Source organism: Streptomyces sp. NPDC038213, assembly GCF_055600495.1.
Map to the genome: position 1 here is coordinate 105,006 of NZ_JBVJYM010000001.1, position 22,298 is coordinate 127,303.

Annotated in this window: 26 protein-coding genes; 10 read left to right on the forward strand and 16 right to left on the reverse strand. The window is 72.5% G+C overall.

Features of this window, described 5'->3' with window-relative positions; genetic code table 11:
• Nucleotides 1–22: 22 nt before the first annotated feature.
• On the reverse strand, nucleotides 23–970 hold the full coding sequence (locus ACZ7JZ_RS00450) for a hydrogen peroxide-inducible genes activator (protein ID WP_470931615.1): 948 nt from the start codon (nucleotides 968–970) through the stop codon (nucleotides 23–25).
• 144 nt (nucleotides 971–1,114) lie between these two features.
• Here ACZ7JZ_RS00450 and ACZ7JZ_RS00455 point away from each other — a divergent pair, with 144 nt between their 5' ends.
• Nucleotides 1,115–1,669 (forward strand): peroxiredoxin, encoded by a 555-nt coding sequence (locus ACZ7JZ_RS00455; RefSeq protein ID WP_470931617.1) that lies wholly within the window; start codon nucleotides 1,115–1,117, stop codon nucleotides 1,667–1,669.
• 2 nt (nucleotides 1,670–1,671) lie between these two features.
• Nucleotides 1,672–2,208, forward strand: a complete 537-nt coding sequence (locus ACZ7JZ_RS00460; RefSeq protein WP_470931619.1) for an alkyl hydroperoxide reductase — start codon at nucleotides 1,672–1,674, stop codon at nucleotides 2,206–2,208.
• Nucleotides 2,209–2,292: 84 nt separating this feature from the next.
• On the opposite strand, the gene ACZ7JZ_RS00465 is transcribed toward ACZ7JZ_RS00460, so the two are convergent.
• The 6 genes from ACZ7JZ_RS00465 to ACZ7JZ_RS00490 all read right to left on the reverse strand — a co-directional run bounded on the left by ACZ7JZ_RS00465 (nucleotide 2,293) and on the right by ACZ7JZ_RS00490 (nucleotide 8,897).
• Nucleotides 2,293–3,078, reverse strand: coding sequence for a hypothetical protein (locus ACZ7JZ_RS00465; RefSeq protein WP_470931621.1), 786 nt, complete (start codon nucleotides 3,076–3,078; stop codon nucleotides 2,293–2,295).
• Between the two features lie 49 nt (nucleotides 3,079–3,127).
• The gene (locus tag ACZ7JZ_RS00470) at nucleotides 3,128–3,940 is read right to left on the reverse strand and encodes a hypothetical protein (RefSeq protein WP_470931623.1); all 813 of its coding nucleotides are present in this window, start codon (nucleotides 3,938–3,940) and stop codon (nucleotides 3,128–3,130) included.
• On the reverse strand, nucleotides 3,924–5,237 hold the full coding sequence (locus ACZ7JZ_RS00475; protein WP_470931625.1) for an AI-2E family transporter: 1,314 nt from the start codon (nucleotides 5,235–5,237) through the stop codon (nucleotides 3,924–3,926). Before ACZ7JZ_RS00475 ends, ACZ7JZ_RS00470 begins: the two co-directional genes overlap by 17 nt.
• A gap of 112 nt (nucleotides 5,238–5,349) precedes the next feature.
• On the reverse strand, nucleotides 5,350–6,036 hold the full coding sequence (locus tag ACZ7JZ_RS00480; protein ID WP_470931627.1) for an aggregation-promoting factor C-terminal-like domain-containing protein: 687 nt from the start codon (nucleotides 6,034–6,036) through the stop codon (nucleotides 5,350–5,352).
• Between the two features lie 440 nt (nucleotides 6,037–6,476).
• Nucleotides 6,477–7,793 (reverse strand): PhoH family protein, encoded by a 1,317-nt coding sequence (locus ACZ7JZ_RS00485; protein WP_470931629.1) that lies wholly within the window; start codon nucleotides 7,791–7,793, stop codon nucleotides 6,477–6,479.
• 342 nt (nucleotides 7,794–8,135) lie between these two features.
• Nucleotides 8,136–8,897: an isoprenyl transferase gene (locus tag ACZ7JZ_RS00490; protein ID WP_470932413.1), complete on the reverse strand. Its 762-nt coding sequence runs from the start codon at nucleotides 8,895–8,897 to the stop codon at nucleotides 8,136–8,138.
• 128 nt (nucleotides 8,898–9,025) lie between these two features.
• Between ACZ7JZ_RS00490 and mgrA the strand changes: the two genes are divergently transcribed.
• Nucleotides 9,026–10,063 carry an L-glyceraldehyde 3-phosphate reductase gene (gene mgrA, locus ACZ7JZ_RS00495; protein ID WP_470931631.1) on the forward strand — a complete coding sequence of 346 codons (1,038 nt, stop codon included), beginning with the start codon at nucleotides 9,026–9,028 and terminating at the stop codon, nucleotides 10,061–10,063.
• Between the two features lie 145 nt (nucleotides 10,064–10,208).
• On the opposite strand, the gene ACZ7JZ_RS00500 is transcribed toward mgrA, so the two are convergent.
• Entirely contained in the window at nucleotides 10,209–10,955 is a 747-nt protein-coding gene (locus ACZ7JZ_RS00500; RefSeq protein WP_470931633.1) for a prepilin peptidase, read from the reverse strand.
• A 188-nt stretch (nucleotides 10,956–11,143) separates the two neighbouring features.
• Between ACZ7JZ_RS00500 and ACZ7JZ_RS00505 the strand changes: the two genes are divergently transcribed.
• From ACZ7JZ_RS00505 to ACZ7JZ_RS00515, 3 genes are all read left to right on the forward strand, one after another.
• Entirely contained in the window at nucleotides 11,144–11,530 is a 387-nt protein-coding gene (locus ACZ7JZ_RS00505) for a DUF192 domain-containing protein (RefSeq protein ID WP_470932415.1), read from the forward strand.
• Between the two features lie 138 nt (nucleotides 11,531–11,668).
• Complete coding sequence (locus ACZ7JZ_RS00510) at nucleotides 11,669–12,286, forward strand: SMI1/KNR4 family protein (protein ID WP_470931635.1); 618 nt, start codon at nucleotides 11,669–11,671, stop codon at nucleotides 12,284–12,286.
• A gap of 208 nt (nucleotides 12,287–12,494) precedes the next feature.
• Nucleotides 12,495–13,778: an extracellular solute-binding protein gene (locus ACZ7JZ_RS00515; RefSeq protein ID WP_470931637.1), complete on the forward strand. Its 1,284-nt coding sequence runs from the start codon at nucleotides 12,495–12,497 to the stop codon at nucleotides 13,776–13,778.
• 100 nt (nucleotides 13,779–13,878) lie between these two features.
• Here the strand turns inward: ACZ7JZ_RS00515 and ACZ7JZ_RS00520 are convergent, their stop codons facing one another.
• From ACZ7JZ_RS00520 to ACZ7JZ_RS00540, 5 genes are all read right to left on the reverse strand, one after another.
• Complete coding sequence (locus ACZ7JZ_RS00520; protein WP_470931639.1) at nucleotides 13,879–14,541, reverse strand: DUF4328 domain-containing protein; 663 nt, start codon at nucleotides 14,539–14,541, stop codon at nucleotides 13,879–13,881.
• A gap of 121 nt (nucleotides 14,542–14,662) precedes the next feature.
• Nucleotides 14,663–15,292: a hypothetical protein gene (locus ACZ7JZ_RS00525; protein WP_470931641.1), complete on the reverse strand. Its 630-nt coding sequence runs from the start codon at nucleotides 15,290–15,292 to the stop codon at nucleotides 14,663–14,665.
• A gap of 88 nt (nucleotides 15,293–15,380) precedes the next feature.
• Nucleotides 15,381–15,707, reverse strand: coding sequence for a nuclear transport factor 2 family protein (locus tag ACZ7JZ_RS00530; protein ID WP_470931643.1), 327 nt, complete (start codon nucleotides 15,705–15,707; stop codon nucleotides 15,381–15,383).
• 162 nt (nucleotides 15,708–15,869) lie between these two features.
• Nucleotides 15,870–16,658 carry a polysaccharide deacetylase family protein gene (locus ACZ7JZ_RS00535; RefSeq protein WP_470931645.1) on the reverse strand — a complete coding sequence of 263 codons (789 nt, stop codon included), beginning with the start codon at nucleotides 16,656–16,658 and terminating at the stop codon, nucleotides 15,870–15,872.
• 148 nt (nucleotides 16,659–16,806) lie between these two features.
• Entirely contained in the window at nucleotides 16,807–17,319 is a 513-nt protein-coding gene (locus ACZ7JZ_RS00540; RefSeq protein WP_470931647.1) for a hypothetical protein, read from the reverse strand.
• A 252-nt stretch (nucleotides 17,320–17,571) separates the two neighbouring features.
• Here ACZ7JZ_RS00540 and ACZ7JZ_RS00545 point away from each other — a divergent pair, with 252 nt between their 5' ends.
• Together ACZ7JZ_RS00545 and ACZ7JZ_RS00550 are read left to right on the forward strand one after the other, a co-directional pair.
• A complete protein-coding gene (locus ACZ7JZ_RS00545; RefSeq protein ID WP_470931649.1) occupies nucleotides 17,572–17,994 on the forward strand; it encodes a nuclear transport factor 2 family protein in 423 nt (140 codons plus the stop codon).
• A gap of 218 nt (nucleotides 17,995–18,212) precedes the next feature.
• Nucleotides 18,213–19,070 (forward strand): hypothetical protein, encoded by an 858-nt coding sequence (locus tag ACZ7JZ_RS00550; RefSeq protein ID WP_470931651.1) that lies wholly within the window; start codon nucleotides 18,213–18,215, stop codon nucleotides 19,068–19,070.
• Nucleotides 19,071–19,148: 78 nt separating this feature from the next.
• Here the strand turns inward: ACZ7JZ_RS00550 and ACZ7JZ_RS00555 are convergent, their stop codons facing one another.
• The gene (locus ACZ7JZ_RS00555) at nucleotides 19,149–19,673 is read right to left on the reverse strand and encodes an ATP-binding protein (RefSeq protein ID WP_470931653.1); all 525 of its coding nucleotides are present in this window, start codon (nucleotides 19,671–19,673) and stop codon (nucleotides 19,149–19,151) included.
• Nucleotides 19,674–19,952: 279 nt separating this feature from the next.
• Here ACZ7JZ_RS00555 and ACZ7JZ_RS00560 point away from each other — a divergent pair, with 279 nt between their 5' ends.
• Nucleotides 19,953–20,804, forward strand: a complete 852-nt coding sequence (locus ACZ7JZ_RS00560; protein ID WP_470931655.1) for a helix-turn-helix domain-containing protein — start codon at nucleotides 19,953–19,955, stop codon at nucleotides 20,802–20,804.
• 10 nt (nucleotides 20,805–20,814) lie between these two features.
• A complete protein-coding gene (locus ACZ7JZ_RS00565; protein WP_470931657.1) occupies nucleotides 20,815–21,006 on the forward strand; it encodes a hypothetical protein in 192 nt (63 codons plus the stop codon).
• Nucleotides 21,007–21,068: 62 nt separating this feature from the next.
• Here ACZ7JZ_RS00565 and ACZ7JZ_RS00570 read toward each other — a convergent pair whose 3' ends face one another.
• Complete coding sequence (locus ACZ7JZ_RS00570) at nucleotides 21,069–21,707, reverse strand: OmpA family protein (RefSeq protein WP_470931659.1); 639 nt, start codon at nucleotides 21,705–21,707, stop codon at nucleotides 21,069–21,071.
• A 4-nt stretch (nucleotides 21,708–21,711) separates the two neighbouring features.
• Complete coding sequence (locus ACZ7JZ_RS00575; protein WP_470931661.1) at nucleotides 21,712–22,293, reverse strand: hypothetical protein; 582 nt, start codon at nucleotides 22,291–22,293, stop codon at nucleotides 21,712–21,714.
• Nucleotides 22,294–22,298 lie beyond the last annotated feature (5 nt).

Consider the following 22,298-nt stretch of genomic DNA (forward strand, 5'->3'; position numbering starts at 1 on the left):
ACTGCCGGTGCGGCCCGCGGACTCATTCCGCGGGCCACACCGGCAGCGGCCGTACGGCCTCCCGCAGCGCCGCCGCGAACTCGGCGAACTCCTCCTGGCGGGCGGTGCCCGTGCGCATCGCCAGCGCGATCCGCCGCGCGGGCGCCGGTTCGGCGAAGTAGCCCGTGGCCAGGTGCTCGTTGCGGGTGGTCTCCAGGCGCAGCGCGGTGCGCGGCAGCAGGGTCACCCCGAGTCCGCCGGCCACCAGCTGGACGAGGGTGGAGAGCCCGGCGGCGGTGGTCGTGACGTCGGCGCCCTCGGTGCGGCCGGCCTCGCGGCAGATGTCGAGGGCCTGGTCGCGCAGGCAGTGCCCCTCGTCGAGGAGGAGGAGCTGCAGGGAGCGCAGCGCCCCGCGGGGGATGTCCCGGCGGCCCGCCAGCTCGTGGTCCCGGGGTGCGACCAGGACGAAGTCCTCGTCGTAGACGGGAAGTTCGGTGACCCCGGGGACGCCGAGGGGCACGGCGAGCAGCAGCAGGTCCAGCCGCCCGCCGGACAGCCCCTCCAGCAGTGAGGAGGTCTGCTCCTCGTGGACCTGGAGGTCGAGGCGCGGGTAGTGCCGGTGGACGAGCGACAGGACGGTCGGCAGCAGGTACGGGGCGACGGTGGGGATCACCCCGAGCCTCAGGGCGCCGGTGAAGGGGGCCCGTACCGCCTCCGCCTCCTCCAGGAGGGCGCCGACGGAGTCGAGGACGGTCCGGGCGCGGGCCGCGATCTTCTCCCCTGCGGGCGAGAGCAGCACCTTGCGGGTGGTGCGCTCCAGCAGCTGTACGCCGAGGGCCTCCTCCAGGGCGGAGACGGAGCCCGAGAGCGCGGGCTGGCTCATGCCGATGGCCGCGGCGGCGTCGCGGAAGTGCAGGTGTTCGGCGACGGCCGCGAAGGCGCGCAGCTGTGCGAGCGTGGGCTGTTTCGCGCCCTTATGACCCAGAGCCACTGATAGGCACCTCCGATCAGGTCCTTCCATGCTAGCTATTTCTGTAATCAATGCGGCTGTGCCAGCATGTGAGATCAGTCCAACCCCCGCAGAAGACCGCATATGCCCCACAAGGGCGCGGTCTTCGTTCCGCAAGGAGTGCACGTGCTCACTGTCGGTGACAAGTTCCCCACGTACGACCTGACCGCCTGCGTCTCGCTCGAGGCCGGCAAGGAGTTCGGTCAGATCGACCACAAGACCTACGAGGGCAAGTGGCGCGTGGTGTTCTTCTGGCCGAAGGACTTCACCTTCGTCTGCCCGACCGAGATCGCCGCCTTCGGCAAGCTGAACGAGGAGTTCCTCGACCGCGACGCGCAGATCCTGGGCGTCTCCGGCGACTCCGAGTTCGTGCACCACGCCTGGCGCAAGGACCACGCCGACCTGCGCGACCTGCCCTTCCCGATGCTGGCCGACTCGAAGCACGAGCTCATGCAGGCCTGCGGCGTGCAGGGCGAGGACGGCTTCGCGCAGCGCGCCGTCTTCATCGTGGACCAGAACAACGAGATCCAGTTCTCGATGGTCACCGCCGGCTCCGTGGGCCGCAACCCCAAGGAGGTCCTGCGGGTCCTCGACGCCCTGCAGACCGACGAGCTGTGCCCCTGCAACTGGACCAAGGGCGAGGACACCCTCGACGCCGGTGCGCTCCTGGCCGGTGAGTGAGCATGGCGCTCGATGAACTGAAGGCCGCCATACCGGACTTCGCCAAGGACCTGAAGCTCAACCTGGGCTCGGTCATCGGCAACAGCGAGCTCCCCCAGCAGCAGCTGTGGGGCACCGTCCTGGCCTGCGCGATCGCCTCGCGCTCCCCGAAGGTGCTGCGCGAGCTGGAGCCGGAGGCGAAGGCGAACCTCAAGCCCGAGGCCTACGCCGCCGCCAAGTCCGCCGCCGCGATCATGGCGATGAACAACGTCTTCTACCGCACCCGCCACCTGCTCTCCGACCCGGAGTACGGCACGATGCGGGCCGGGCTGCGGATGAACGTCATCGGCAACCCGGGCGTGGAGAAGGTCGACTTCGAGCTGTGGTCCCTCGCGGTCTCCGCGATCAACGGCTGCGGCCAGTGCCTGGACTCGCACGAGCAGGTCCTGCGCAAGGCGGGCGTCGACCGCGAGACCGTCCAGGAAGCCGTCAAGATCGCCTCGGTGATCCAGGCGGTGGGCGTGACCCTCGAGGCCGAGGCCGTCCTCGCGGAGCAGTAGTCCGTCCGTACGGCGGCTCCGGCTGCCGTACGCAGAGCCCCCGGCGCGGTCCCGAGCGCCGGGGGCTCCTGCGTGCCCGCGCGGCTACGGCGAGGCCGTGCCCGAGGGCTCCGCCGGATCCGGGCCCCTGAGGGCGGCCATCAGGGCCCTCATGTCCTCGATCATCGCCGCCTGTACGGCGGTCTCGTCGAACCCGTCCTTCGGGGGGTCGACGTCCGGCTCGCCCCCGCCGTCCCAGACCCAGTTCTCCACGGCCTCGATCACGAAGACCGCCCCGCCGTCGACCACCCGCAGCTGCGGGCCCTCCAGCGGCTCCCCGGTGATCATCACCGCCTGTTCGCCGAGCCCCGGCACCGCCTCCCGCTTGAGCAGCTCGGCGGTGCCGTAGCGCTGGAAGTTCGGCTCGGCGTCGTACTCCGGCTCGGGGTCGGTCGCATGGTGCAGCTTCAGGGAGAGGAGGACCTTCGGGCTGCGCTGCCAGCCCGGCTCGTCCCACTCGTCGGGCACCTGGAGCAGGCAGCTGAACCAGTCCACCGCCGGATGCTCGGCCTCCGCGCGCGCGTTGGCCCCGCGCAGGTTGCCCAGCACCCCCGTCAGCGCCTTCACCTGCGCCACCTCGCAGAGGTTCAGCGGCTTGTAGTAGGCCAGCGGCGGGGCCTGCTCCCCGCCCCTGGAGGCGTACAGCGCCCCGCCCCAGGCCCCCGAGGCCAGCAGGGCCCCGGCCAGCGCCCACACCACGGGCCGCAGCCGGCCGCCGCGCGGCGGCGCCGGCGGGTCCTGCGCCCGGTCGGGGGCCGGCTGTCCGGCCCCCGCCGCACCCCGCCGCTCCGGCGGCAGGAACTCCCCGTCGAGTTCGGGCTCACTGATCACCGCGGTTCCCCCGTCCACTCCGGCTGCCGCGCGCACCGGCCGGCGCGCGCTACTTCCCCGCCGGCTTCCCCACCGACAGCTTGTCCATCAGCCCCCGCATGTCCTCGATCATCGCGGCCTGGAGTGCCGGCCCGTCGGTCTTGGGCGGCTCGCGCGGCGGGACCGAGTCCTCCCCTTCCCTCGCGGAGCCGTTGTAGTCCTGGAAGACCTGTACGCCCACGGTGAAGACCACCCCGCCGTCCAGGACGGACAGCTCCCAGTTGTCGGACGGTGCGTCCGACACCATCAGGGCCCGCTCCCCGAGCTCCGGGATCTCCTCGGTCGAGGTGTCCGAGGCCCAGAGCCGGCCCGCGGTGGTCACCGCCTCGAACTCGGCCCCCGGATCCACCTTCTTGTGCCGCTCCACCTCGACCGTCACCCAGTACTGCCGGACGAAGCCGGGGTGGCCGGGCACGTCGGTGCCGCTCTCGGAGGAGCGGACGCAGGCGCTGCTGTCGTAGACCGCCCCGCGCTGCTCCTTGCGCGGGGCCGGCGTGGTCGCGTTCCCCAGCAGGCGGGTGACCGCCGTCGCCGTGAACCGGTCGCACAGCTTGTCGCCGGCGTCGTAGCGGATCTCCGGGCTGCGGCCCAGGTCCGTGTACGCGTACAGCCCGCCGGCCCACGCCGCCGAGGCCAGCACCATCCCGCCGAGGGCCCACAGCCACGGCAGCCCGCGACGGCCCCCGCGCCCGTCGCCGGCTTCGAGGAGCGCGCCGGGGTACGGGCCCGGGTACGGGCCGCCCGGCCCGCCCCGCGCCGTCAGCTCCTCCGGGTACGGGCCCGCCTGCGCGTGAGCCCCGTCGAGCTCAGGCTCGGATATCACCTGGTGTTTCCCCTTGGTCCGCCGGAGCCGCCGGGAGGGCCGTCGCGCCGTGCGGCGCCGGGCCGATCCTCAGCTCCTGTTCCCGGGAGTACGCCCGCAGGTAGCCGACCACCGTGTTCGTGACCGCCACCAGCGGGACCGCGACCACCGCGCCCCCGATCCCCGCGATCATCCCACCCGCGGCGACCGAGAGCACCACCGCCAGGGGGTGTACGCGCACGGCCCGGCCCAGGATGAAGGGCTGGAGCACGTGCCCCTCGATCTGCTGTACCGCGAGGACGACGAGCAGCACCATCAGCGCGGTGAACAGGCCCTCGGTGACCAGGGCCACCACCACGGCCAGCGCCCCCGAGACCACCGCCCCGACCAGCGGGATGAACGCGAACAGGAAGATGAACACGGCCAGCGGCACGGCCATCGGCACATCGAGGAAGTAGATGCCGAGTCCGATGAACACGGCGTCGATCAGGGCCACGATGACCGTTCCGCGCACGTACGCGGTCAGGGTGCGCCAGGCGCGCGGGCCCGCGCCCGCCACCCCGGCCCGGGCGATGGCGGGGACCAGGCCGAGGGTCCAGTGCCAGATCCGCTTGCCGTCGTGCAGGAGGAAGAGGGTCGAGAACATCGCGAGCAGGATGCCGGTGATCACCTCGACCATCACGGTCACGCCCTGGAGACCGGCCGAGGTGATCTCCTCGGTGTTCGTGCCGATGGTCTCGCTCAGGTTCTTCGCGATGTCGTTGATCTGCTTCTCGGTGACGTGGAACGGGCTGTTCAGCGCCGCCCGCTTCAGCTCGTCGATACCGTCGCGCAGCCGGTCCGAGAGGTCGTCCAGGTTCTCCATGACCTGCCAGACCACGAACCAGCCGACGAGCCCGATGAAGGCGAACCCGAGGATCGCGGTGACGGCCGTGGCCAGCCCGCGCGGCAGCCCGAACCGGCGCAGCCGCACCACGAAGGGCTGGAGCAGGGCGGTGACGAGCATCGCGGCGGCGAAGGCGAGGACCACCAGCCGGACCTCGCTGATCACCCGCATCAGCACCCAGAGCATCCCCGCGAGCAGCAGCAGCCGCCAGCTGACCTCCGCGGCCACCCTGACCCCCCAGGGCACCACGCTCACCGGGTCGGGCCTCGGGCGGTGGGCCGGTCCGGCGGCCCGGGGCGCGGGCGGCGGGGCGGGCGGCTCGAACTCCGCCGCCTCGGCGCGGGCCTGGGCCGCGGCCGCCGCCTTCCGCTCGGGCAGGACCCTGCCGAGCCGCTCGAGCCAGTCGGGCCACTTACCGGGCTCCTCCGACATCTGCTTCCCTTTCCCCCGCCCCCCGTGGACACACCACGCCCGACCGTACACGCGGGAAGCCCCCCGCCGAAGAACGGCGGGGGGCTTCAGGCCGCACGGGTGCGGGTCCGGCCTAGTACCAGCGGTTGGCCTGCCAGAAGCTCCAGGCTCCGCAGGGGCTGCCGTAGCGGCTGTCCATGTACTTGAGACCCCACTCGATCTGGGTGGCGGGGTTGGTGCGCCAGTCGGCACCGGCCGAGGCCATCTTGGAGCCCGGCAGGGCCTGCACGAGGCCGTACGCGCCCGAGGACGGGTTCTGCGCGCGGTAGTTCCACGTGGACTCGTGGTTCACGATGTTGCTGAAGCACTGGAACTGGCTCGCCGGCACCATCTGGCGGGCGATCGCCTTGACCTGGGCCACGGTGTACGAGGCGCGGGGCGCGAAGTCGCCGCCGTCGCGGACGGCGGAGCGGCTGGCCGCTTCCTTCGCCTCGCGCTCCTTCTTGGCCTGGGCCTCGGCGGCGGCCTTCTTGGCCTTCGCGTCCTTCGCGGCCTGCAGGCGGGCGGACTCCTCCATCGCCTTCTTGGCCTCGGCGTCGGCCTGGAAGGCGAGGGCGTCGGCCTGCTGCGTCAGCGAGGCCGTCTGGACCTGCGCCTGCTCGCCGACCGGGATGTCGGTGAGGAGCGTCGTACCGGCCGCAGTCGTCTCGAGGTCGTTCGTGGGCTGGGCGTCGCCCGCGGCGACTCCCACGACGGCGCCGACGGTGGTGACGGCAGTGGCGGAGGCCACGGCGAATCCCCGAACCGAGATCCGGCTCACACGGTTTCCTTCCAGCAACGCCCGCTGGTGACCTCACGGACGCAAGAGTGCCCCTGGCACTGTCCTCCACCAGCCTGCGGTCACTGGAGGCTCGGGCCCGTGGGCAACTCCCCTGCGGGGAGTGCCGCGTGGTACTCGGGCGGCATACGGCGTACGCGTGTTGAGTTGTCGTCCTGCTCTGTGCCCGGGCGGTTCGGCGAACCTCCGGCGGGTACAGCTGTGCCGTATGCGGGGCCTGACGGAAGCAAGACTCTGCCGGACCCGAACAGGCCAAGGCAATTCCGTGCCGAGTGTGAAAGGTCACACCTGCTGCGCGGCAGGAGGATCGGGCAAACCCCTGCACGACGGGACGCCGCCCGGCTAGGCTCTTCGCCTTTGCCGGACGGCGCCAACCCTTCGCCCCTTTCGGGGTGTTCAGCCCTTTCGGGCTTTTGGTGCGGTTATGCCGATTCGAGCATTTCGGTGACGAGGGCCGCGATCGGGGACCGCTCCGAGCGGGTCAGGGTGACGTGGGCGAAGAGCGGATGGCCCTTCAGCTTCTCAACGACGGCGACCACTCCGTCGTACCGGCCGACGCGCAGATTGTCGCGCTGGGCCACGTCGTGGGTCAGAACCACGCGGGAATTGGCCCCGATCCGGGACAGAACGGTCAGGAGGACGTTCCGCTCAAGGGACTGGGCCTCGTCCACGATGACGAACGCGTCGTGGAGCGAGCGGCCGCGGATGTGCGTGAGCGGCAGGACCTCCAGCATCCCGCGCCCGAGCACCTCCTCGATGACCTCGCGCCCGGCCACCGCCGAGAGGGTGTCGAAGACCGCCTGCGCCCAGGGGCTCATCTTCTCGGAGGCGTCCCCCGGCAGGTAGCCGAGGTCCTGCCCGCCCACCGCGTACAGCGGCCGGAAGACCATCACCTTCTGGTGCTGCCTGCGCTCCAGTACGGCCTCCAGGCCGGCGCACAGGGCGAGCGCCGACTTGCCCGTGCCGGCCCGGCCGCCCAGGGAGACGATCCCGACCTCGGGGTCGAGCAGCAGGTCGAGCGCGATGCGCTGCTCGGCGCTGCGACCGTGGATCCCGAAGGCCTCGCGGTCACCGCGGACCAGGCGCACGTTCCCGTCGGGGGTGGTGCGCCCCAGGGCGCGGCCCCGCTCGGAGGTGAGGACCAGGCCCGTGTGAACCGGCAGCTCGGCCGCCTCCGGGACGTGCAGCCGCTCCTCGGAGTAGAGGAGGTCCACCTGCTCCCCGGACAGGGCCAGTTCGCTCATGCCGGTCCAGCCGGCGTCCGTGATGGCGAGCTCGGCGCGGTACTCCTCGGCGAGCAGGCCCACGGAGGAGGCCTTGATGCGCAGCGGGAGGTCCTTCGACACGACGGTGACGTCGTACCCCTCGGCCTGCAGGTTGCGGGCGACGGCGAGGATCCGCGAGTCGTTGTCCCCCAGCCGGAAGCCCGCGGGCAGGATGCCCGGGTCGGAGTGGTTGAGCTCGACGCGCAGGCTGCCGCCCAGATCGCCCAGCGGGATGGGGGCGTCGAGGCGGCCGTACCGGACCCGGAAGTCGTCGAGCAGGCGCAGGGCCTGGCGCGCGAAGTACCCGAGTTCGGGATGGTGCCTCTTGGCCTCCAGCTCCGTGATCACCACGATCGGGAGCACGACCTCGTGCTCGTCGAAGCGGCGGAACGCGTTGGGGTCGGCCAGCAGGACGCTGGTGTCGAGGACGTAGGTCCGCCTGTCGGGCAGGCGGCGCTTTGTGCTGGTCACCACGGAAGGACGTACCCCCTCGGAAGAGGTCGGGCCATGAAGACCGGACCGGTCATCGGCCCCGTGCCAGGGCCGAATTCCGGCCCTCCCACTCCGTCCGTGCGAACCGCACGTGCGTCCTGGTGCAAAGGGCCTCCCGGGCGGACGGCGCCTTTTGCCGCCCGCTGAGACTCGACACCCGTGGTTCGGGCGTCGACCTGACAGGGGTATTCCCTCGAACACGCGCTGCCATGCCTTGGCATATGACGGACGGTCGGTGAAGCCCTGGTGAAGAGCGTGCAGAAGGGAGGGGAAGCCCGGGGAGGGACCGGCGGGGGTACGGGGCCGCCGGGTCCCGGAGTGGTATCAGCTCCCGAAGCGCCGGTGGCGGGCCGCGTAGTCGCGCAGGGCCCGCAGGAAGTCGACCTTCCGGAAGGCGGGCCAGAAGACCTCGCAGAAGTAGTACTCGGAGTGGGCGCTCTGCCACAGCATGAATCCGGACAGCCGCTGCTCGCCGCTGGTGCGGATCACGAGGTCGGGGTCGGGCTGGCCGCGGGTGTAGAGGTGCTCCGAGATGTGGTCGATGTCGAGGATCTCGGCGAGCTCCTCGATCGAGGTGCCCTTCTCGTGGTGCTCCAGCAGCAGGGAGCGGACCGCGTCGGCGATCTCCTGGCGGCCGCCGTAGCCGACGGCGACGTTGACCAGTATCCCGCCGCGGTCGACGGTGGCCTCCTCGGCCTCCTTCAGCACCGACTGGGTCTGCGCGGGGAGGATGTCGAGGTTGCCGACGTGGTGGACCCGCCAGCGGCCGTCGGCGGCGAGCCCGCGGACGGTGTTCTCGATGATGTTCAGGAGGGGGCGCAGCTCGACCTCGGGCCGGTCCAGGTTGTCCGTGGAGAGCATCCACAGGGTGACGACCTCGACGTCCGTCTCGTCGCACCAGCCCAGAAGCTCGTAGATCTTGTCGGCGCCGGCCTGGTGGCCCTGCTCCGTGGTGCCGCCGGACATCTTTGCCCAGCGCCGGTTGCCGTCCAGGATGACGCCGATGTGCTTGGGTGCCGCTTCGTGGTCGAGGCGGCCTTCCACCCGGCGTGCGTACAGCCTGTACACCAGGTCGCGCAGCTTCACGATCTTCAAGCCCCTCCGTGCAGTGCCCCCGTGCGAATTGCGGTGTCCCCCCGACTGCGCCACATTACTGCGCGCCGGGAGACCTGACCCAACTCGGTCTGTCACAAGTCCGTGATAGGGAGGACAACGTGACTGATAACAATCCCTATCGGGCGGATGCCTCGCGCTACGACTCCATGGAGTACCGGCGCACGGGCCGCAGCGGCCTCAAGCTCCCCGCCGTCTCCCTCGGCCTCTGGCACAACTTCGGCGACGACAAGTCCCTGGAGTCCCAGCGGGCCATCCTGCGCCGGGCCTTCGACCTGGGCGTGACCCACTTCGACCTGGCCAACAACTACGGGCCGCCGGCCGGCTCGGCCGAGCTGAACTTCGGCAAGATCTTTGCGCAGGACTTCTCCTCCCTGCGCGAGGAGCTGGTGGTCTCCACCAAGGCCGGGTACCTGATGCACCCCGGGCCGTACGGCGAGTGGGGCAGCCGCAAGTACCTGCTGGGCTCGCTGGACAGCTCGCTGAAGCGGATGGGCCTCGACTACGTCGACATCTTCTACTCGCACCGCTTCGACCCGGAGACCCCGCTGGAGGAGACCATGGGCGCGCTCGCGTCCGCGGTCCAGCAGGGCAAGGCGCTGTACGTCGGCGTCTCCTCGTACTCCGCGGCGCAGACCGCCGAGGCGGTGGCGATCCTGCGCGGGATGGGCGTGCAACCGCTGATCCACCAGCCCTCGTACTCCATGATCAACCGCTGGACGGAGGAGGACGGCCTGCTGGACACCCTGGAGGAGGCCGGCATGGGCTGCATCTCCTTCGTGCCCCTCGCGCAGGGCCTGCTCACGGGCAAGTACCTGAAGGGCATCCCGGAGGGCTCGCGGGCCACGCAGGGCAAGTCCCTCGACCCGGGCCTGCTCTCGGACGAGGTCGTGCGCCGCCTCAACGGGCTCAACGACATCGCGGCCCGCCGGGGCCAGAGCCTGGCGCAGCTGGCGCTGGCGTGGGTGCTGCGGGACGAGCGGATGACCTCGGCGCTGATCGGCGCCTCCAGCGTCGCCCAGCTGGAGGAGAACGTGGCCGCGCTGTCGGGCCCGCCGCTGACGGACGGGGAGCTGGCGGAGATCGACTCCTTCGCGGTCTCCACCCCGGGGACGAACATCTGGGCCCAGCGGGGCTGAGGCCCTCCCGAGGGGCCCGCGAGGGGGCCGGACCGGCCCGGGCACGAAAAACGGGCCGGTCCGTGGGGGGGATACGGACCGGCCCGAGGGGGGGGTTCCACCATAACCCTTCGTAAAGCGTCCTGCGTGCACCGGCGCGCCGCGACTACGCTCCGAATCCGCCCAGGAGCACTCCGGTGAGGGCCCCGGCCGCCATGAAGGGGCCGAAGGGCAGGGCGGTCCTGCGGCCCGCCAGCCCCCGTGCGACCAGGGCGAGCCCGTACAGCGCGCCGTAGAGGAAGCCGAGGAAGGCGCCGGCGGCCCATACCCCCCAGCCGTACCACCCAAGAGCGACCCCCAGCGCGAGCGCCAGCTTGACGTCCCCGAAGCCCATGCCGTTCGGGTGGACGAGGAACAGCAGGAGGTAGCCCCCGCCGAGGGCGAGCCCGCCCAGCAGCCCGAGCCGCCAGTCGCCCGCGGCCCGGCCGGAGAGCGAGGCCAGGCCGAGCAGGGCCGTGACGGCGGCGGCCAGGGGCAGGGTGAGGACGTCGGGCAGCCGGTGGACCGCGCGGTCCACGAGGGCGAGCAGCAGGACGAAGGGCGCGAGCAGCACCCACACGGCGGCCTCGGGGGCCCCGCCCGCGGCCGCGGCGAGCAGCCCGCACACGAGGGCCGCGGGCAGTGCGGCGGAGAGCGGCGGGGGGCCGTAGCCGGAGGCGCAGGGGGTGCAGCGGGCGCGGCCCAGCCAGCCGGCCGCGGGGCCCGGGAGGCCGTGCCCGGCGGGGCAGGTGCGCCGCCACGGCTCGCCGGGGGCGACGGACAGCCGGTAGACGGCGCGCGGCAGCAGCAGTCCGGCCCCGGCGCCGTAGGCGACGGCGGCCGCGGTGGTCAGGAGGATGCCGGCGGTGCCCACGTGCCGACCCTAGGCAGCGGCCCGTACGCGGTCATGGGTCCGGGGGCCCAATCGCCCGCGGCCGCCCCCGGCGGGCCTGGGCACGGCCTAGCCTGGCGGCCACGGGCCGGGGCCGGGCTCGGGGCTCGGCTCGGGCTCGGCTCGGGGTCGGGGTCTCGTGGCGGGACTGGGGAGGGGTGCGGGTGCGGGTGCGGGGACGGCGGTGGAGGGACGGGGCGGGGGTCCTCGTGGTGGCGGCCGGGACCGGGGGGCCGGGGGTGCGGGTGCCGCTGGAGGTCGCGGCCTCGTACCGGGCGCGGACCCGCGGGCTGCTCGGGCGGGACGGGATCGAGGGGGCGCTGCTGCTGACCCCGGCGGGGAGCGTGCACACCTTCCGGATGCGGTTCGCGATCGACGTGGCGTACCTCGACCGGGGGCTGCGGGTGCTGGCGGTGCGGACGATGCGGCCGGGCCGGCTGGGGCTGCCCCGGCTGCGCTCGCGGCACGTCCTGGAGGCCGGGGCGGGGGCACTGGCCCGGTGGGGGGTGCGGCCGGGGGACGTGCTCGCGGTGGAGCCGGGGCCCGAGGGCTCCTGACGGCCGCTCAGCGGGTCCGGACGGGCCCGGCGGGCGCCCCGCGCGGGCGCCCCCGTCCGCGGGCCGGAAGGCGTCTGGGCGGGCCGGTCCGGCCACGGTAAGTTGGGGCGGTTGGGCACGGGCGTCAGGGGAGCGGGCATGGCGGAGAACGCGCGGATCGCGGCGCTGGAAGAGATCATGCCCGCACGCCACGGGGCCGACGAGCAGGTCGACTGGGCCGCCGCCGAGGCCGCCTGGGGTACGCGCTTCCCCGCGGACTTCGTCGCGTTCATGGCCCGGTACGGGGCCGGCCGGATCAACGCCGAGGCGAGCATCCTCGTACCGCTGCCGACGCCCGGACCGCAGTGGGACCCGGCCGACATGGTCGAGGAGACGGACAACGCCCGGCACACCTGGGCGGCCGGGGGCGGCCCGGCGGTGTTCGCCACCGATCCGCAGCACATCCTCGCCTGGGGGGTCACCGCGGGCGCCGACATACTGTGCTGGCACACCGGGGACCCGGATCCGGACCGGTGGCCGGTGCTGGTCTGCGGGCGGCACACGGCGGATCCGTTCACCGTGTACCCGTACGGCATGGCGGAGTTCCTGCACCGGCTCTTCTCCGACGAATTCGACGTGAACCCGGTCAGCATCACCTTCTGGGACGGCGGCCCGCTGAACTTCGTGCACTGGCGCGAGGCCCAGCGGCGCTGGCAGACCGGGCACAACCCGGAGACGGGCGAGCCGGACCCGTACGCGGGCGAGTTCACGGGCTGAGACGCCCGCCCGCACCCCCGTACCCCCTCACCTGTCGCGGTAGCCCTGTCTACGCGCGTCCGAATTGCCGTACCCATATCGGAAAACACCAGTCGGAAAAGCCGCAGTTGGAGCAAGGGCCATAACTGGGGTTCACCCGGGCCCATCCGGCGGAAAAGGAGCGAGAATTCCGGACGCAGTGTCCGAAACAAGATCAAGAGGAACGCACGTGCGACGAAGACACTCCGGCGCCACCGCCTCGGCGGCGGCGCTCGCCCTTCTCGGCACCCTGTCCGGCTGCGGCGGCTCCCCCGGCGCGGACGACGGCTCCACGCTCCGGCTCGTGGCCGCCGAGTACGGCACCGGTCCGGCCACCAGCTCCGCGAAGTACTGGGACGAGGTCTCCGCGGAGTTCTCCAAGGCCCACCCCGGCCTGAGGGTGGAGGTGCAGCTCTACCCCTGGGAGGACGTGGACCGCGAGGTCACGCGGATGGTGAAGGCCGGCGAGGCCCCCGACGTGGCGCTGATGGGCGCGTACTCCGACTTCGCCGCCGAGGGCCGCCTCTACGAGGCCGGGGACCTGCTGTCGGTGGCGGCCGAGGCGAACTTCCTGCCGCCGCTCGCCGATGCCGGATCGCTCGGCAACAAGCTGTACGGGCTGCCGTTCGTGGCCAGCACCCGGCTGCTCTTCTACAACGAGGAGCTGTTCGAGGAGGCCGGGGTCGGGGCGCCGGAGACCTGGTCCGACCTGCGCCGCGCGGCCGAGGCCCTCAAGGAGGACGGGGTGCGGACCCCGTACGCCCTGCCGCTGGGGCCCGAGGAGGCCCACGCCGAGGCCATGATCTGGGGGCTCAGCAACGGCGGCGGCTACGCCGACGGCACGGGCGGGTACAGCATCGCCTCGGAGCAGAACGCCCAGACCTTCACCTGGCTGAAGGACAAGCTGGTCGGCGCCGGCCTGACCGGCCCGGTCCCGCCGGGGAAGCTGAACCGGCAGGACGCCTTCGACGCCTTCCTGCGCGGCGAGGTCGGGATGCTGAACGGCTACCCGTCGCTGGCCCACGCGGCCAGGGCGAAGGGCATCCGGGTCGGCACGGTGGCGATGCCGGTGGCGGACTGGCTCGCGGACGGCGAGACCCCGCCGACGATGGGCGTGGCCGACTGGATGATGGCGTTCAAGCAGAACGGCAAGCGCGAACAGGTCGGCAAGTTCCTGGAGTTCGTCTACGGCGACAAGCCGCTGAAGGAGTTCGCCGAGCGGTACCACATGCTGCCGTCCACCGTCAGCGCCGCGCGCTCGCGCACGGGCGGCGGCGGTCTGGACGCGAGCGACCAGCAGTTCCTGACGGCCCTGTACGGGGCCCAGCTCTACCCGGTGAACAAGCCGTCCTGGCTCCAGGTCAGCGACACCATCAAGCGGAACATCGGCAAGGCCGTGGAGCCGGGGGCGGACCCGCGGGCCGTCCTGGAGGACATCGCCGAGCGCTCCCGCGAGATCACCCGCACCAGCTGACCCGCCCCGCCTCCCCTCCTGCCGGGGCATCGACCCGACCACCCGGCAAGGGCCCGCCCGACCCGCACCCACAAGGTGCCCGGGGCGGCCCCCCGCCCCCTCAGCCGGCTGCGACGGCCCGCCGGGCGCTGCGCGCGGCGATGACCAGGCTCTGCATTGCACTGAGCTTCCAGACGACCACGGCGGTGGTGGCGAGCGCGAGGAGGTCCATGGCTCCGATCCCGACGAGGACCAGGGCCCCTGACTGACCGCCGATCCCCGCTTCCAGCTCCGCGGCGCTGCCGTCCGCGAGGAAGAGAACGTCGTGCACGAGCGAGCGCGCTCCTGCACACACCCACCAGACCGTCACCGGCCGCGTGGACTTGAACGGTGCGGAGGCCCGCCAGACCTCCCGGGTCACCTGGAACGCCAGCCACAGGTTGAGCAGGGGGACGAGCCAGAAGACGATGCCCCAGCTCAGGCTGCACCAGAAGAAGCGCGGCCGGAGCGCCTCGGCGTTGATGCGTACCCTCATGAACCAGACCAACAGCAGCCAGAAGCTCGCGGAGTGCGCCGCGACGTAGTAGTTCTCGGCTTCAGCCGGGAGCAGCTGCGCCATCCACCCTGTTGCGCTCCGGAGGGTCTGCGGTTCCAGCAGGTACAGGAGCAGACCGGCCACCAGGAGGCACGCGCTCGTGAAGAGGGCCGCGGCCAGCCCCAGCAGGGCGGCGGCGGTGGCGACCCACGGCGAGCGCAGGTCCTCCTCGGTCGGTCTGATCTTCACGGCGGTCCCCCGGGCGCGGCGGTGCAGCGCGGTGCGCTGCGGGATACCTGCACGCGGAGCGGTGGAACAGGCGTGCGGGCACCTTATGCGACGCGCCCGGGAGGGCCGCCGGGGGGCCCGGTCAGTGGCTGAGGGCGTCGCGGAAGGACGTGCAGGAGGAGTTCCAGCGGAGCTCGCCGCCGACCGAGGCGGCGTCGCCCGCTCCGCCCGTGCGGGCGATCTGCCACCGCACGGTGTACGTGCCGGTGTCGCAGCCGACCGTGCGGCCGAGCGGGACGGTCTTCTCGCCGGTCGCGGCCCGGTCCGGCTTCGGCTCGTGGAAGCGGGCGACCTCCGCGCCCTTCGGGTCGCGCAGCACCGCGTGGAGGGTGACCGGGTGCCTGCCCTTCTTCTCGGTGATCCCCTTCTTGAGGATGGCCGAGGTGGCGACCTCGTACGAGAAGACGAACTTGGGCCGGTAGACCAGGGTGTCCAGGTCCGGGGTCTTGCCCGCCCACTCGGGGGCCGCGGACGGGCCCGGCTTGTCCTTGAGCTTGTAGTCCATGCCCGGGTGGAAGCGGAACTGCCCGCTGAGCTTGTGCCGGTCCCCCTCGGTCCACGCGGACTTCATGGCCTGCCCGCCCCCGGACGGGTCCTGGAGGTACGAGGTCCCGGGCCCGGAGGGGCCGCCGGCCGCCTGCGAGAGGGCGGCGGGGACGAGGGCCGACAGGGCTGCCGCGGTGACGAGCGCGGCGCTGCGGATGCGGTTCATGCCCTGGCTCAACGGCTCCGCGCGGCGCCGTGCAACGACGCCGCGCGCGCATTCACCCGTACGGGAGGCCCGGCCGCGGGGTGCGGCGTCAGGCCTGGCCGGTCTCGAAGCGGCTGATCCTGCCGTCGCCGTCCACGGTGAAGGACCAGCGGGTGCGCATGGCGCCCCAGGTGTCGTTGCGGTAGTCGACGACCAGGGAGCGGCCGCCGTCCGCCTCGCTCTCGACGTCCATGTGGCCCGCGGAGGAGAACACCTCGCGGTCCGTCCAGTCCTTCACGTCCCGGTCCGAGCCGTCGTCGGACATGGTGGCGCCCGGGGTGAGGAGGGCGAAGAAGGCCTCCTTGTCGTGGGCGTTGACGGCGGTGACGAAGGCGGCGACGGCCGGGTCGGACAGGTTCTCGGGCGCGATGCTCACGGGGGCTCCGGGGGGGGCGGGGAGGGAGGACTGCTGCCGGGATCAGGGAACACCCCGGGGGCGGTGCACCGTACGACCCTCACCCGTTCGCCCGCCGCCGCGTGTCCCGTCGCCCCCTCCGCCCGTACCGCCGCGCCTCCCCGTACCTCCGGAGCCCCCGGCTCAGGGGGTGGTGCGGACCGGGAAGCCGGTCGCGTAGCCCTGCTCCTTGAGCCAGGGGACGACCCGCTCCAGCGCCGCGACGGTCTGGCTGCGGTCGCCGCCGCCGTCGTGGAAGAGGATGGTCGGGCCGTTGCCGATCTCGTTGCGGACGGTGTTGACGATCGCGTCCGCGCCCGGCTTCTCGAAGTCCTTGGTGTCGACGTTCCAGCCGAGGGGCCGCATCCCCGCCGCGGCGGCGATCCGCCGGCTGTCGGGGGTGAAGGCCCCGCCGGGCGCCCGGTAGTACTCGACCTTCGCCCCGCCCCCGGCGGCGTCCTCGATCATCTTCTTCGCGGCGAGGATCTGCTGCTGCTGGTAGGCGACGGGCTTCTTGTCCATGCCGGTGTCGTGGGACACGGTGTGGTCGCAGAGCCGGTGGCCCTCGGCGACGACCCGCTTGACGAGCTCGGGGTGGGCCCGCGCCTGGGGTCCGACCATGCAGAAGACGGCCTTGACCCCGTTCTCCTCGAGGAGGTCGAGGACCCGGGGGGTCCAGCGGGGGTCGGGGCCGTCGTCGATGGTGAGGTTGACGGCCTTCCCGGCGGTCTCGGAGGCGTGCGCGATCCCCTCGGGGACCTTCGCCGGCTTCCCGCGGGGCGCGGCGGCGGGCGGGGCCGCCTGCCGCTCCCGCACCACGGGCCCGTGCACGACGCCGTTCCCCGTCAGCTCCGCCGCTCCCCATACCGCACCGGTCAGCGCCAGCGCCGAGGCGAGGACGGTCAGGTGCGCGCTGTACTGCTTCAGTCCCATGAGGTCCCACTCCCCGCTGACGCTCTGACAACTCCCGGAGAAGAGGACGTTATGCGCAGCAGGAAGGTTTCCCCCAATTCGGACTTAACGCGGGCCATAGGGACGTTGGACCCGTCACACCGGGGAGGCGGCGCGCTCGGGCCCCGGGTCAGGCGTGGTCGATGCGGTAGGCGACCGGGCCGGAGGCGCCCGCCTCGCCGGTCAGGCTGAGGTCGAGGACCTCCGGGATGCCGGTGACCACGCGGCGCGAGATCCGGCCGCGGCACTCCGCCGTCCACTCGGCGTCCGGGACGGCCTCGATGCGGATGCGGACCCGGCCGCCGCCGAGGCAGGCCACGGTGACCTGGTAGGGGCCGGGGAGCCAGGACTCCTTGACCGTGGTGCTGCGCTGGGACAGGTCGGCCACCCCCGCCATGACGTGCGGGTCGCCCTCGCCGCGCACGGCCGCCATCCGGTCCACTCCGATCAGCCGCTCCACCTGCTCCTTCGCGGCCGAGTCGAGGGCCGCGGAGCCGCCCGCCCCGGACTTCGCGCGCGGGGTGCCGGAGGCCCCGGCGGTACCTGCGGCGGACCCGGCGGGCGCCGGCTCCGGGGCCGCGCAGCCGGTGAGTACGGCCGCGAGGAGGGGGACGGCGACGCGGAGGACGAAGAACGGGGCCATGGGGGAAAGCTAGGGGCGATCGGCGCCGGGCGGGAGGGTGCGGGCGATCTTCTGAGGAGGATCTGAGGGAGGGGGCGGGGAGGGAGGGCCCGGGGGTCGGGGCGGGAGAGCCCGGGGGCTCCGGAGGGAGGTACCGGGGGGAGGGACCGGACCAGCCTGAGAGGGGTCGAGTCCGGGGCGGACTTGGTCAAGCCGCTTGCTCACGTGGCGAGTTGGGGGGGCGTACGGGTCCGGGCTCGCTAGCGTGGCGGCATGATGACTGGACCCGAGCTCGTCCGGGCCTACCTCGACGGCCTGGCGGCCGGGGACGAGGAGGCCGTCCTGAAGCTGTTCGCCCCGGGCGCGGTGGTGCATTCGCCGCTCTACGGGCCGACACCCGCCGAGCTGTTCTACCCGGCCCTGTTCGCCGACACCCGCAAGTCCGAGCTGGTCCTGCTGGGGGTGATGGAGGGGCAGACCACGGACGGCAAGCCGATGCTGTCGTTCCTCTTCCGCTTCGGCTGGATCCTGGCCTCGGGCCAGAACATCCCCTTCGACTGCGTGGACGTGGCCGAACTCGCCCCGGACGGCAGGATCTCCTCCCTGCGCCTGGTCTACGACACCGCGAACGTCCGCCCCGCCTTCGAGCAGGTCACCGGATCCTCCTGGCGCCCGGTGACCACCGGGGCGGCTTGAGCGGGTCCGGGGCGGACCCGGGTGCGGACTCGGGGTGGCGGGGGCCCTGCTTCCGTACCGGCGTCCCTGAGCCGTAGCCGCACACCGCTCCACCGCACCGCCCCTTCCCGGCAAGGCCGTTGAGCGGCGGGGGCGTTCGCGGGGCGCGGCGGCCGGGCCGCCGCTATCGTCAGTCCGGACCTGCGGCCGAGGGGGCACGGGCGGCGGAGGAGCCGGGGGTGGCGGTGGCCGGGAGTTCGCGTCGCGGCGGTGGGGGCGGGGGCGGCGGGTGCGCCTCCCTGCTCGGGTTCCTGTTCGCCGGGTACATGCTGTGCCTGCCCGCCTGCATCCCGCTGCTGGCCGAGCTCCCGGCGGACGGCGAGCGGCCCGTGCTGCACCCGAGCCCCGCGCTGTGGGTCGTCTCGGTGCTCACCGCCGTCCTGCTCGCCTGGATGGCGGCCGGGCGCGGCACCCCGAAGCCGGGGCGGCTGCTCCTGCACACCGGGCTGTTCCTCGGGACGGCGGCCCTCGCGGTGCTCGGCGGGCACGTGCTCGGGGGGCTGGTCGAGGAGAGCATCGCGGAGGGGCTGGGGAAGGACGTCGACGCCGAGGGGCGGGAGTTCCTCTCGAACCTCGTCACCGCGCTGTTCGAGATCTGCGCGGCCGGGATCGCCGCCGCGGTGGTCTTCGGCGCCGTCCGCCGCCGGTTCCCGCTGCCGGCCCCGTCCTGGCCGGTGGACGGCGGCCCGTACGACCGGCCGCGCACCCTCCATCCGCAGCCGGGGGAGGTCTGGCTGGCGCACGTGCCGTTCCGGGAGAACCCTTCGGAGGGCAGCAAGCACTACTGCGTGGTCGTCCAGACGCACCCCGGGCACGCGGACGTCCTGCAGATCACCTCGAAGGACAAGGACGGCAAGCCCGAGTACCTGCGGATGCCGAACGACGGCTGGGACTTCCACTCCGGCCGGCGGCACTGGGTGGAACTGCGCCGGGCGCCGCGCGCGGTGCCGTACGGGATGTTCATGAAGGCGCGGCCGCAGGGGAGTTGCCCGGAGCGGGTCTGGTGGGAGATCTCGCGGGTGCACCTGGGGGGCTGAGCCGCCGGCGGGTGGGGCGAGGCCCGCCCGCCCCCTCCAGTGCGCCCGTCGCGCCGACCCCCGTCTCGACCGTCGCCCTTACGCCCTGAAGTCGTAGAGGACGGCACCGGTACGCGGAAGATCCACCCACGTACGGGTCCCCGCCGCCGGACCGGACGCCTCCCCGTACCCCCACTTCCCCCGGCACTCCCGCACCACGCACCCGAGGAACCTCAGCGCGGCCCGCCGCCGCAGGTCGCAGGCCGCGGCCAGCCGGGGGTTCCCGTGCACCCGGTGCGCGTCGTACGCGGTCAGCCGCAGGGCCTCGCCGCGGTAGCGCACGGAGAGGTACAGCTCCTCCCCAGGACTCATCTTCCAGGCGGCCGCGACGAGTTCACCGGTGACCAGCAGCGCCGCGTCCGCCAGCCCCTCCAGCCGGTGCACCCGCAGAACGGCCTCCACCGCCCGGCGCGCCACCAGCCCGCTGGACGGCACCCCCGGCAGCGTCAGGCTGCACGAGAGCGCATCCCGCGGCGGCGGCTCGAACCCCCGCTCCGGCGGCGCGGGGGCGCAGTGGGTGTACGGATTCGGCGGGGTGAGCGGGACCGGACTGGTGCTGAGCATGGCGGACTCCTCGTACGTGGCCAAGTGGACTGACACTGCGCTGAGTTCGACGCGCACGGATGGCTTACGCGGACGGGGGTCGTGGCCCGTCGCCGGGCCGGGGGGCAGCCCCGGGCATGCTGCGGCAATGCACTTCAACTCCGTTGCGCATGCGGTGCGTCACTAACCGTAGGGCTCGCGGTGCGCAATTGTCCACCAGCTCGGGTGGATGTACGCGGCCTGCTCACCGGCCGTCAGGACAAGGCAGACTTCGGAGGCACGGACAAAGGAGGGAGTCCCATGGGGGCCAGGTCATCGCCGACCGAACGGCAGCGGCGGCTCGGGGCGGAGGTCCGCCGGATGCGCATCTCCGCGGACGTCTCAGCCGAGGTTGCGGCAGGCCTGCTGGGCGTGAGCCGGTCTCAGCTGTCGGCCATCGAGCAGGGTTCCCGGGCGATCACGGAGGAGCGGTTGCGCACCCTCGCGTGCAACTGCGCAGTGATGGACGACCGCTACCTCGAAGCGCTGGTCGCGATGTCCCAGCCGCCCGGCAAGCAGTGGTGGGACCGCTACCGCGGCTCGCTTCCGGCCGGACTGCTCGACGTGGCGGAACTGGAGGCGCACTCCCCGCACCTGCGGACCTCCCTGACGGTGCACGTCCCCGGCCTGCTCCAGACCTCGGACTACATGCTTGCCATCTTCCGCGTGGCCGTCCCGCCCCTGCCCGAGCACGAGGTCGCGCTGCGCCTCGCCTTCCGCGCCGAACGGCAGCGGCTTCTCGACACGGCCAGTCCGCCGCGGTTCACGAGCGTCGTCCACGAGGCGGCCCTGCGCATGCAGTTCGGTGGCGCGAAGGTCGCCCGGGCACAGCTCGAACACCTCCTCGCCCAGTCCGAACGGGACCACATCACCCTCCTGGTGCTGCCCTTCAGCGCGGGCGCCTTCCCGGGCTCGGGCCAGACCCTCTTCTACGCGGACGGACCCGTCCCGCAGCTGGACACGGTCCAGGTCGACAGCACGCACGGCCCCGAGTACGTGCACGGGGAGGCCCAGCTCGCCAAGTACCGGGCGCATCTGGCGCACCTGCGGGAACTCGCGCTCACGCCCGAGGCCTCCCGGGACTTCATCCGCCGACTCGCCCGCGAACTCTGAGGAGACAGCCATGCCGGACATCGACTGGGAAGATCCGTACTGCGCCGAGGGAAACGCCTGCTACCGCATCGGGGTCGACGGGGACGGAAACAGCTACATCGCCGTGGCCGGTGCCGAGGAGGAGCACCTCACCGACACCGCCGAGGCCCTCCGCCAGCTCATCCGCGACATCAAGGCGGGCAAGGCGGACCACCTCCTCTGACGGGGGCCGGCGCCGGTGCGCGGGAGCTGCTCCGCACCCCCGCCGGCCCGCCGGCGGCTGCTCTACTGCGCCCCGCGCGGGAAGGAGATCTCGACGCGGCGGTTCTTCTTGCGGCCCTCCTCGGTCGCGTTGTCGGCGATCGGGTAGTCCTCGCTGTAGCCGCGGATGTCGAACGCGATCCCGGGCTGGAGGGTCTTGGACAGCTCGCGCTGCACGGCGTCGGCCCGCTCCTTGGACAGCTTCTTGCCGTGCTCGTACGTACCGAGGTTGTCGGTGAACCCGAAGACGCGGACGCGGGTCGCGCGGGCCTTGTTGATCTCGGCGGCGATGGCGCGGATGCGGGCGTTGGCCTGGGCGTTGAGGGTGGCGCTGTTCTTGGGGAACAGCACCTCGGCCTGGAGGGCGAGCATCACGGTCTCGTTGGTGTCCTGCCGGCGCTCCTCGCCGCCGAGGTCTTCGACGACCTGCGCGATGTCGAGGACCTTGGGCGGGGCGAGGGTGCCGCCCTGGGGCAGTTTCAGGCCCGGCGAGTTGGAGTCGATCTCCACGGGGGCGGTGGCGGAGGGCTCGGTGCCGGGGGGTACGGCGCCGGGGGTCTCGTCGGCGCGGGCGGTCGTCGCGCCGAGGATGTGGGCACCGGAGATGACGAGCACGGCGGCGAGGGTGGTGACGGCCAGCCGGTGTGGGGGCGTCGGGGTCATGGCGTCACCCGGAGATCTTGATGGTGGCGGTGGCGAAGGTGGGGAGGGTGAAGTCGACTTCGTTCGTTCCCTCGGGAGGGGCCGGGAACTGCATGAACACGCTGATGGCCTTACCCGGCGGGATGACACCCAGCCCGGTGGTGCAAAGGCAGCGACCGTCAGTATCCCGCAAGACGTAATACCGCTTCTTCCCTGCTTTGTCGACAAGCGTGGCTCCGGCAACGGAGTGCGGGTTCTTCAATACGATCTGAGGCTCCAACCCAGCCCACGGCATGGTGTTCTTACCTTCAGCACCCTTATTGGTCACCGTTCCACTGACGGTGACGAACCCTCCTCCATCACGAACCGCCTCACTGATGGCTAGAACAACACTCCCCGCCCCTTCAACCTCGGCAAGCTTCACATCCGGGTCCGCTTGGGCGCTCGGCTCATTGGGGGTTTCCGTCTTGATCGGCGCAGAGGTTGCAGGGGGTTTCGCCTCCGGTTTTTCCGCATCGGTGCCGCAACCCGTGGAGAGAGAAAGACCTGCGGCCACTACTGCGACGAGAACTCCCCGCCGCGCTTTCTTCATAGACCCAAAGCTCATCGGAT

Excerpts from the sequence above, each read along its gene's own strand:
- ACZ7JZ_RS00460 (WP_470931619.1), top strand. The coding sequence starts at position 1,672 with ATGGCGCTCGATGAACTGAAGGCCGCCATACCGGACTTCGCCAAGGAC.
- ACZ7JZ_RS00475 (WP_470931625.1), bottom strand. The coding sequence starts at position 5,237 with ATGTCGGAGGAGCCCGGTAAGTGGCCCGACTGGCTCGAGCGGCTCGGC.
- ACZ7JZ_RS00510 (WP_470931635.1), top strand. The coding sequence starts at position 11,669 with ATGGCGGAGAACGCGCGGATCGCGGCGCTGGAAGAGATCATGCCCGCA.
- ACZ7JZ_RS00525 (WP_470931641.1), bottom strand. The coding sequence starts at position 15,292 with ATGAACCGCATCCGCAGCGCCGCGCTCGTCACCGCGGCAGCCCTGTCG.
- ACZ7JZ_RS00535 (WP_470931645.1), bottom strand. The coding sequence starts at position 16,658 with ATGGGACTGAAGCAGTACAGCGCGCACCTGACCGTCCTCGCCTCGGCG.
- ACZ7JZ_RS00540 (WP_470931647.1), bottom strand. The coding sequence starts at position 17,319 with ATGGCCCCGTTCTTCGTCCTCCGCGTCGCCGTCCCCCTCCTCGCGGCC.
- ACZ7JZ_RS00545 (WP_470931649.1), top strand. The coding sequence starts at position 17,572 with ATGATGACTGGACCCGAGCTCGTCCGGGCCTACCTCGACGGCCTGGCG.
- ACZ7JZ_RS00555 (WP_470931653.1), bottom strand. The coding sequence starts at position 19,673 with ATGCTCAGCACCAGTCCGGTCCCGCTCACCCCGCCGAATCCGTACACC.
- ACZ7JZ_RS00560 (WP_470931655.1), top strand. The coding sequence starts at position 19,953 with ATGGGGGCCAGGTCATCGCCGACCGAACGGCAGCGGCGGCTCGGGGCG.
- ACZ7JZ_RS00565 (WP_470931657.1), top strand. The coding sequence starts at position 20,815 with ATGCCGGACATCGACTGGGAAGATCCGTACTGCGCCGAGGGAAACGCC.
- ACZ7JZ_RS00570 (WP_470931659.1), bottom strand. The coding sequence starts at position 21,707 with ATGACCCCGACGCCCCCACACCGGCTGGCCGTCACCACCCTCGCCGCC.
- ACZ7JZ_RS00575 (WP_470931661.1), bottom strand. The coding sequence starts at position 22,293 with ATGAGCTTTGGGTCTATGAAGAAAGCGCGGCGGGGAGTTCTCGTCGCA.